Annotated in this window: 6 protein-coding genes; 5 read left to right on the top strand and 1 reads right to left on the bottom strand. The window is 61.1% G+C overall.

Features of this window, described 5'->3' with window-relative positions:
- The first annotated feature begins 822 nt into the window (after positions 1 to 822).
- Genes GOQ25_RS08880 through GOQ25_RS08870 form a run of 3 tightly spaced genes read left to right on the top strand, consistent with a single transcriptional unit; the run spans position 823 to position 3,464 of the window.
- Positions 823 to 1,863, top strand: a complete 1,041-nt coding sequence (locus tag GOQ25_RS08880; protein ID WP_160350104.1) for an ABC transporter substrate-binding protein — start codon at positions 823 to 825, stop codon at positions 1,861 to 1,863.
- A complete protein-coding gene (locus GOQ25_RS08875; RefSeq protein WP_160350103.1) occupies positions 1,856 to 2,665 on the top strand; it encodes an ABC transporter ATP-binding protein in 810 nt (269 codons plus the stop codon). Before GOQ25_RS08880 ends, GOQ25_RS08875 begins: the two co-directional genes overlap by 8 nt.
- A 1-nt stretch (position 2,666) precedes the next feature.
- The gene (locus GOQ25_RS08870; RefSeq protein ID WP_160350102.1) at positions 2,667 to 3,464 is read left to right on the top strand and encodes an ABC transporter permease; all 798 of its coding nucleotides are present in this window, start codon (positions 2,667 to 2,669) and stop codon (positions 3,462 to 3,464) included.
- 82 nt (positions 3,465 to 3,546) lie between these two features.
- Here the strand turns inward: GOQ25_RS08870 and tal are convergent, their stop codons facing one another.
- A complete protein-coding gene (gene tal, locus GOQ25_RS08865) occupies positions 3,547 to 4,500 on the bottom strand; it encodes a transaldolase (RefSeq protein ID WP_160350101.1) in 954 nt (317 codons plus the stop codon).
- A 175-nt stretch (positions 4,501 to 4,675) separates the two neighbouring features.
- On the opposite strand from tal, the gene carA reads away from it, so the two are divergent.
- Together carA and carB are read left to right on the top strand one after the other, a co-directional pair.
- Positions 4,676 to 5,833, top strand: coding sequence for a glutamine-hydrolyzing carbamoyl-phosphate synthase small subunit (carA, locus tag GOQ25_RS08860; protein WP_160350100.1), 1,158 nt, complete (start codon positions 4,676 to 4,678; stop codon positions 5,831 to 5,833).
- Between the two features lie 10 nt (positions 5,834 to 5,843).
- Positions 5,844 to 9,086 carry a carbamoyl-phosphate synthase large subunit gene (gene carB / locus GOQ25_RS08855; RefSeq protein WP_160350099.1) on the top strand — a complete coding sequence of 1,081 codons (3,243 nt, stop codon included), beginning with the start codon at positions 5,844 to 5,846 and terminating at the stop codon, positions 9,084 to 9,086.
- Positions 9,087 to 9,208: the final 122 nt, after the last annotated feature.

The raw sequence follows: 9,208 nt of genomic DNA, 5'->3' as shown, positions 1-9,208 counted from the left end.
CGGGAATGCTCGGCAACTCGGCCAGCGGGGTCTTGGGTTTGCGTGGCATACATACTCCTTGGCGGTATGTTATGCCCTAAACACGAAATTACTGACAGACCCGCTCGGCCCACGAGCAGGGGCCTCGGTCCCCTTCGGGGACTTCCCGCCGCTCTACGGGCCGCTGCCCCTTTACTCGCCCGCCTCCTGCTTGCGTTAGCGTAATTTGACGGGTGTGCGCTCTCGCGAATGCTTGTAGTCTCGAACGTTACGGCTGAGCTCACAGCCGGCGCAAACTTCCTCGCAGCACGGGCCGCCTCGGCATTCTCAGCGTAGTCAAGGCATACCGCGTTGCATACGCGGCGCGACGCAATACGCCAGTGCCAGGCGATATTCAGAGCCCCCCCGCCAATTCACTGCAACCGCGGCCTGCCTCATCACGAGTCCGGGGGCGGTGTGCGTGGGCGGTGCCGGCCCGTAGAGCGACGGGAAGTCCCCGAAGGGGACCGAGGCCCCTGATCATGGGCCGAGCCGTTGCGACAGGGCCGGCACCGCCCACGCACACCGCCCCCGGACGTCAAAAGAACGCTCCCCTAAGCCAGCAATAGCAGTAACTCCCAACCGCACCAAAGCCTCTTCCAGCGCACAGCCATCTACCCCCCCTGAGAGCAGCCAAGATAACCACTGGAGTATGATGATCCCGCCCGGCAGGAGGCGCCGTCTGAATCGGCATTCAGCCCGCCACCCTCTGCCGCCCTGGATGAATGCACATATAAATGACGCCAGGACGACTGCGCAGTCGCCATGGACGTCCACGCCGCCATGCGGCAAAGGAGATGCTAAATGTCGATCACCCGTCGTGATTTGCTGAAATTGACCGGTGCTGCCGGTGCATTGAGCATGGCCCCCGCCATCGTTCGCGCCCAGGCCCTGGAAAAGAAGCAAGTTCAGATCGCCGTCGGCGGCAAAGCACTGGTTTACTACCTTCCGCTGACCATCGCGGAAATCAAAGGCTATTTCAAAGACGAAGGCCTGGACGTCAGTATTGCGGACTTCGCCGGCGGCTCCAAGGCCCTGCAGGCCGTGGTGGGTGGCAGCGCCGATGTCGTCTCCGGCGCTTTTGAACACACGCTGCATATGCAATCCAAAGGCCAGTTCTATCGCGCCTTCGTATTGCAAGGACGTGCCCCCATGGTGGGCTTTGGCGTGTCGAAGAAAACGATGCCCAACTACAAAAGTCCTGCCGATCTGAAGGGCAAGAAAATCGGCGTCACCGCGCCCGGTTCTTCCACCAACATGGTCGTGAGCTTCTTCCTCGCCCAGCATGGCTTGAAAGACAGCGATGTGTCGTTCATCGGCGTGGGTGCGGGTGCTGGCGCGGTGACCGCGTTGCGCAGCGGTCAAATCGATGCGATCTCGAACACCGACCCCGTCGTGTCGATGCTGGAGCTCGCAGGCGATATCGACGTGATCGTGGATACGCGTACCCTCAAGGACACACGCGAAATCTTTGGTGGCGATATGCCCGCCGGTTCGCTGTACGCGCCGCAGGCCTTCATCGATGCGAATCCCAATACCGTGCAGGCCTTGACCAACGCCATGGTCCGCGCCGACAAGTGGATTCACGAAGTCAGCATAGATGAGATCGCCAAAACGGTGCCCACCCAGTATCTGCTGGGCGAACCCGAGGTCTACAAAACCGCGCTGCAAAAAAGCATGGACGGCCTGTCGCCCAATGGCATGATCCCCGAAGACGGCGCTGCGACCGCGACCCGCGCGCTGGCTGCCTACGTCAAGGGCTTTGACGCCGCGAAGATCGATCCGGCCAAGGCCTGGACCAACGAGTTCGCCCGTCGCGCTAACGAGAAGTATCCCAATGCCTGATGCTGCACTTTCATTCGAAAATATCACGTGTACCTTTGTGTCGCGCGACGGCGGAGGCAAACGCTATACCGCCGTGCAAGACACCACGCTGTCCGTCGCGCCCGGCGAGTTTGTCTCGGTCGTCGGCCCCACGGGCTGCGGCAAATCGACGCTGCTGAACGTCGGAGCCGGTTTGCTGCGGCCCTCCTCGGGCGAGGTCAAGGTTTTCGGGCAGCCGCTGCAAGACATCAACACCCGAGCCGGCTACATGTTCCAGGGCGAGGTGTTGCTGCCATGGCGCAGCGCCCTGGAAAACGTGATCGCCGGGCTCGAGTTTGCCGGCGTGCCGCGCGAAGAAGCGCTAGAACGCGGCCGCGAATGGATGCGTCGCGTGGGTCTGGGCGGCTTCGAGGAACGCTATCCGCACCAGATGTCTGGCGGGATGCGCAAACGCGCCATGCTGGCGCAAACCCTCATCCGCGATCCCGACATCATTTTGATGGACGAGCCATTTTCGGCCCTCGATATCCAGACGCGTCAGCTGATGGAAAACGAGGTCCTCGAACTATGGATGGCCAAGCGTAAGGCCGTGCTTTTCATCACGCATGACCTGGACGAAGCCATCGCCATGAGTGACCGCGTGGTGGTGCTGTCCGCCGGCCCCGGCACGCATCCGATCGGCGAATTCGCGATTGACTTGCCGCGTCCCCGCGATGTGGCCGAGGTGCGCACCCATCCACGCTTCGTGGAACTGCATGCGGCGATCTGGGGTGTGTTGCGTGAAGAAGTGCTCAAGGGCTATGCCCAGCAAAAGCGAGCCTGATATGTCGAAATTGTTTAACCCGGGCTCTCGTTTGGGCCTGCGCTTCTGGCAGCTGCTGCTGCTCGTGATCATTGTGGCCGTGTGGTATGTGGCCTCGTTAGACCCGAAGGTTGCTTTCTTTTTTGGTCAGCCCTTGGAGGTCTGGGGCCGTATCTGGGCCTGGTTCGTTACCAACGGGGACATCTATCGCCATCTGTGGGTGACCTTGTCGGAAACCGTGCTGGCATTCTTTATCGGCACGATTTCGGGGCTGGGATTTGGGCTGTGGCTGGGGCTGTCCAATACCGCGAGCGCGATTCTGGACCCGTATATCAAAGCGGCCAACTCCATGCCGCGCGTGATTCTGGCACCGATCTTCGGTATGTGGTTCGGTCTGGGCATCTGGTCCAAGGTCGCGCTGGCCGTGACGCTGGTGTTCTTCATCGTTTTCTTTAACGTGTACCAAGGCGTGCGCGAGGTCAGCCCCACGCTACTCGATAACGCCCGGATGCTGGGTGCGAACCGGCGTCAGTTGCTGCGTCATGTCTATCTGCCATCGGCCACGAGCTGGGTGTTTTCCAGCTTGCATACCTCGGTGGGCTTGGCCTTTGTCGGGGCCGTGGTCGGTGAATATCTGGGCTCGGCCAGCGGTGTGGGCTACCTGATTCTGCAGGCCGAAGGCACGTTTGACGTCAACACGGTGTTTGCCGGCATCGTTGTCTTGACGGCGTTCGCGCTATTGCTCGACTTTATCGTCGGCATCGGCGAAAAGCGCCTGATGAAGTGGCAACCCAAGATGGGCGAAACCGAGAAGCTTTGATCGGCTTACCCCATCGCAGGCATTCCGCGGTGGGGCAAATCGGGGGGGGCGACGTGATCGTCGCACCCCTGACAAAACGCCGTCAGGCGGCCTGCGCGAGCAGCTTATCCAGCTTGACCGCGTCCGCCGAGAACAGGCGAATGCCCTCGGCCAGCTTCTCAGTCGCCATGGCGTTAGCGTTCAGTTCCGTCCGGAACCAGATTTCGTCCGGTTTATGGTACGTGGGAACGTTGTCGCCCAGGTATGCCGGGCTCAGTCGAGCGGGCACATCGCCCTCGGTCTGATCCAGCTCGGTCAACAGCTCCGGGCTGATGGTCAGCAGATCGCAGCCCGCCAGCGCGCGGATCTGGCCGGCATTGCGAAAGCTCGCGCCCATGATCTCGGTCGGCACGCCATTACGCTTGTAATAGCGATAGATCTCGGTCACCGATTCGACGCCCGGGTCGTTGTCCCCGGCGCGTTCGGCTTCGACCCAGTCGGCGCCCGCCGCCTTTTTGTACCAGTCATAAATCCGCCCCACAAACGGCGAAATCAGCTGGACGCCCGCGTCCGCGCAAGCCATCGCCTGCGGCAGCGAGAACAAGAGCGTCAGATTGCAGCGGATCCCATCCGACTGCAGCACTCGCGCGGCCTGGATGCCTTCCCAGGTCGATGCGATCTTGATCAGCACGCGCTCGCGCGGGATGCCTGCCGCCTCGTACAGCGCGATCAACGCCCGGCCTCGCTCGACAGTCGCGCGCGTATCAAAAGACAAGCGCGCATCGACTTCGGTCGAGACACGTCCGGGAACAATATTCAGAATCTCGCGTCCAAACGCCACCAACAGTCTGTCAGTCAGCTCCGCCGCCGTCGCGCCCCGATGATCTCGTACGACCTGTTGCAACAAGGGACGATAGGTGTCTTTCTGTACTGCCTTGAGAATCAGCGACGGGTTGGTCGTCGCGTCAGTCGGGCGCAAAGCGCGTATTGCTTCGAAATCGCCGGTGTCGGCAACCACCGTGGTATGGCGGCGTAATGCTTCAAGCTGGCTGGACATGTGACGGATGAGCGTAGACTAGGGTTGAGAAAGAGCTAGGTTATCACCTGCCAGAGCCTCTTTCGACCCCGGAAAACGCGGGGTTTGGCCTTGATTGGCGCGGCTTCCGTAGGGGATGGCCCCGCCAGGGTATAATTTCAAGGTTTGATTATCGATTCTGAAACCGGGGTTTACTGTGCTGCCGCAACTTTTTCCCGAGGGCGCCGATCGCTTCCCTCCAGCAATTCTAGCTTTGGCGGACGGTACCATTTTCCGAGGCGTATCTATAGGTGCGCCTGGTTATACGGTCGCCGAGGTCGTATTCAATACGGCCATGACTGGCTACCAGGAAATTTTGACTGATCCGAGCTATAACGGCCAGATCGTCACGCTGACTTATCCGCACATTGGTAATACGGGCGTAAACGAAGAAGACGTGGAAACCTCCCGCGTGCTCGCTTCGGGCCTAGTCGTGCGCGATTGTCCGTCACGTGTGTCGAATTTCCGCGCGACGCAGTCGTTGCCGGAGTACTTGGCGGCACAGGGTATCGTAGCTATTTCTGGCGTGGATACACGCAAACTCACGCGTATTCTGCGTGAAGGCGGCGCTCAGGGCGCCTGCATTCTGGTCGGCGATGACGCCGAGCGCGCTGTCGAGCTGGCTCGCAGCTTCCCTGGCATGTCCGGTCAGGATCTGGCCAAGGTCGTCTCGATCAAAGAGACGACGGAATGGAAGCAGGGCACCTGGCAACTGGGGTCCAGCTTCACCACGCCCGACCAAAACCAGTTCCACGTGGTCGCCTATGACTTCGGCGTGAAGTACAACATCCTGCGCTTGCTGGCCGATCGCGGATGCCGCATCACGCTGGTGCCGGCGCAGACGACGGCCGACGAAGTCTTGAAGCTCAATCCGGACGGCGTGTTCCTGGCCAACGGCCCGGGTGATCCAGGCCCCTGCGACTACGCCATCGAGGCGACCCGCGTGTTTCTGGAGCGCAAGATCCCGACCTTCGGTATTTGCCTGGGCCACCAGATCATGGGCCTGGCCGTGGGCGCGAAGACCGTCAAGATGAAGACCGGCCACCACGGTGCGAACCACCCGGTGCAAGACGTGCAATCCAAACGCGTTTTCATCACCAGTCAGAACCACGGGTTCGGCGTGGATGCGGCTACGTTGCCGGAAAACGCGCGTACCACGCACGTGTCGCTGTTTGACGGCACGCTGCAGGGCTTCGAGCTGACTGACCGTCCGGCGTTCTGCTTCCAGGGCCACCCCGAGGCCAGCCCCGGACCGCACGACATCATCGTGCTGTTCGACAAATTCATCAGCCAGATGGCCGGCCAGAAGAAATAAAGATCGCATCATGCCCAAGCGTACAGACCTAAAAAGCATTCTCATCATCGGTGCCGGCCCCATCATCATCGGGCAGGCATGCGAATTCGACTATTCCGGCGCCCAGGCGTGTAAGGCCCTCAAGGCCGAGGGTTACCGCACCATTCTGGTCAACAGCAACCCCGCCACCATCATGACCGACCCGGAGACGGCCGATGTGACCTACATCGAGCCCATCACCTGGCAGGCGGTGGAAAAGATCATCGAACGCGAAAAGCCCGATGCGCTGTTGCCCACCATGGGCGGACAGACCGCATTGAACTGCGCGTTGGATCTCGCCCGTCACGGCGTGCTGGCCAAGCACAACGTCGAGCTGATCGGCGCGAACGAACACGCCATCGAAAAAGCCGAAGATCGCCAGAAATTCAAGCAGGCCATGACCGACATCGGTCTGGAATCGGCGAAATCGGGCGTGGCCCACAGCATGGAAGAGGCCTGGGAAGTCCAGCGCCGCATCGCGGCCGAGACCGGCACGTCGGGCTTCCCGGCCGTGATCCGTCCCAGCTTCACCATGGGCGGCTCGGGCGGCGGTATCGCCTACAACGCCGAAGAGTTCGAGACCATCTGCCGTCGCGGCCTGGAAGCCTCGCCCACCAGCGAACTGCTGATCGAGGAATCGCTCCTCGGCTGGAAAGAGTTCGAGATGGAGGTCGTGCGCGACAAGGCCGATAACTGCATCATCGTTTGCTCGATCGAAAACCTGGACCCCATGGGCGTCCACACCGGCGATTCCATCACTGTCGCGCCTGCCCAGACGCTGACGGACAAGGAATACCAGATCATGCGTAACGCCTCGATCGCGGTGTTGCGCGAGATCGGCGTCGATACGGGCGGCTCGAACGTGCAGTTCGCGGTCAACCCGCAAAACGGCCGCATGATCGTCATCGAGATGAACCCGCGCGTGTCGCGTTCGTCGGCGCTGGCTTCCAAAGCCACGGGTTTCCCGATCGCCAAGGTTGCCGCGCGTCTGGCCGTGGGCTACACGCTCGACGAACTGCGCAACGAGATCACCGGCGGCGCTACGCCGGCCTCGTTCGAACCGTCGATCGACTACGTGGTCACCAAGGTGCCGCGTTTCGCATTCGAAAAATTCCCGCAGGCCGATTCGCGTTTGACCACGCAGATGAAGTCGGTGGGCGAGGTGATGGCGATCGGCCGCACCTTCAAGGAATCGTTCCAGAAAGCCCTGCGCGGTCTGGAAGTCGGTGTCGATGGTCTGAACCAAAAAACCACCGACCGCGAAAAACTGCAGGTCGAACTGGGCGAGCCCGGTCCCGAGCGTATCTGGTACGTGGGCGACGCCTTTGCCCAGGGCTTTAGCCTGGACGAAGTCCACCAGATCACGAAGATCGACCCCTGGTTCCTGTCGCAGATCAAGGAAATCGTCGACATTGAGCTCGCGCTCGAACAAAAGACGCTGTCCGATCTGGATTTCGAAACCCTGTGGCAACTCAAGCGCATGGGCTTCTCGGATCGCCGTCTGGCCTTCCTGCTCGATACCGCGGAATCCGAAGTTCGCAAGCTGCGTCATCAGCTGAACGTGCGCCCGGTGTACAAGCGCGTCGACACCTGCGCGGCGGAATTCGCCACGCGTACGGCCTACATGTACTCGACCTATGAGGAAGAGTGCGAATCGCAGCCCACCGATCGTAAGAAGATCATCGTGCTGGGTGGCGGCCCGAACCGCATCGGTCAGGGTATCGAGTTCGACTATTGCTGCGTGCATGCCGCGCTGGCACTGCGCGACGATGGTTACGAAACCATCATGGTCAACTGCAACCCCGAAACGGTCTCGACGGACTACGACACCTCCGACCGTCTGTATTTCGAGCCGCTGACGCTCGAAGACGTGCTGGAAATCGTACACAAGGAAAACCCGGTCGGCATGATCGTGCAGTATGGCGGTCAAACTCCGCTGAAGCTCGCCCGCGCGCTGGAAGCCAACGGTGTGCCCATCATCGGCACGAGCCCCGAGTCGATCGACGTGGCCGAAGACCGCGAGCGCTTCCAGAAACTGCTGAACAAGCTGGGTCTGCGTCAACCGCCTAACCGTACCGCGCGTACCGAAGGCGAGGCGCTGGCTCATGCTGCCGAAATCGGTTACCCGCTGGTGGTGCGTCCCAGCTACGTGCTGGGCGGCCGCGCGATGGAAATCGTGCACGAGCAGCAGGATCTCGAACGCTATATGCGCGAGGCCGTGAAGGTCAGCAATGATTCACCCGTGCTGCTGGATCGCTTCCTGAACGATGCGACCGAGGTCGATGTGGACTGCCTGGCCGATGGTCAGACGGTGTTCATCGGGGGCGTCATGGAACACATCGAGCAGGCTGGCGTGCACTCTGGCGACTCGGCTTGCAGCCTGCCGCCGTATTCGCTGTCGCCGGAAATTATTGCCGAGATCAAGCGTCAGACGACGATGATGGCGCGTGCGTTGAACGTGAGCGGCCTGATGAACGTGCAGTTCGCCATCCAGGGTGGCGATGTGTACGTGCTGGAAGTCAACCCGCGCGCCTCGCGTACGGTGCCGTATGTGTCCAAGGCGACCGGCCTGCAGTTGGCCAAGATCGCCGCTCGCGCGATGGCTGGCCGCACGCTGGCGGACCAAGGCATTACCCGCGAAATCGTTCCGCATTATTTCTCGGTGAAGGAAGCCGTGTTCCCGTTCGTGAAGTTCCCGGGCGTGGATACGATTCTCGGCCCGGAAATGAAGTCGACGGGCGAAGTGATGGGCGTGGGCATGAGCTTTGGCGAGGCTTTCGTCAAATCGCAGCTCGCAGCTGGTGTGCGTTTGCCCGAGGGCGGCACGGCCTTTATCAGCGTGAAGGATCAGGACAAGGTGCGCGCGGTGCAAGTCGCTCGCGGTTTGCATGAGCTGGGCTTCAAGCTCGTCGCCACGCGTGGCACGGCAGCCCAGATCGAGGCGGCTGGAATTCCCGTGCAAATCGTCAACAAGGTCACCGAAGGTCGTCCTCACATCGTGGATATGGTCAAGAACGGCGAAATCTCGCTGGTGATCAACACGGTCGAGGAACGCCGCAACGCCATCGCGGACTCGCGCACGATTCGTACGCAGTCGCTGGCGGCCCGTGTGACGTTCTTTACGACCATCGCGGGTGCGCGCGCGGCGGTGGAAGGGATGCAGTATCTGCGTCAGGGGCTGGGCCTGCAGGTCTATCCTCTGCAGGAACTGCATGCGAGCTTGCCGCAGCAGTAAGGCGGTTTCGTGCTCGAATGAAAACAAGGCCCTGCGGGGCCTGTTTTTTTATGCAGGCCCGCCAATACGCCAGGGGAACAGAACTTGCAGGCAATGTCCTACTACCGCGTGTTGTGGCGCAG

The organism is Bordetella sp. 15P40C-2, from assembly GCF_009763235.1.
Classification (GTDB): domain Bacteria; phylum Pseudomonadota; class Gammaproteobacteria; order Burkholderiales; family Burkholderiaceae_B; genus Bordetella_A.
Note: the sequence above shows the minus strand (reverse complement) of the source record. Positions and strands in the feature narration are given on the sequence as shown.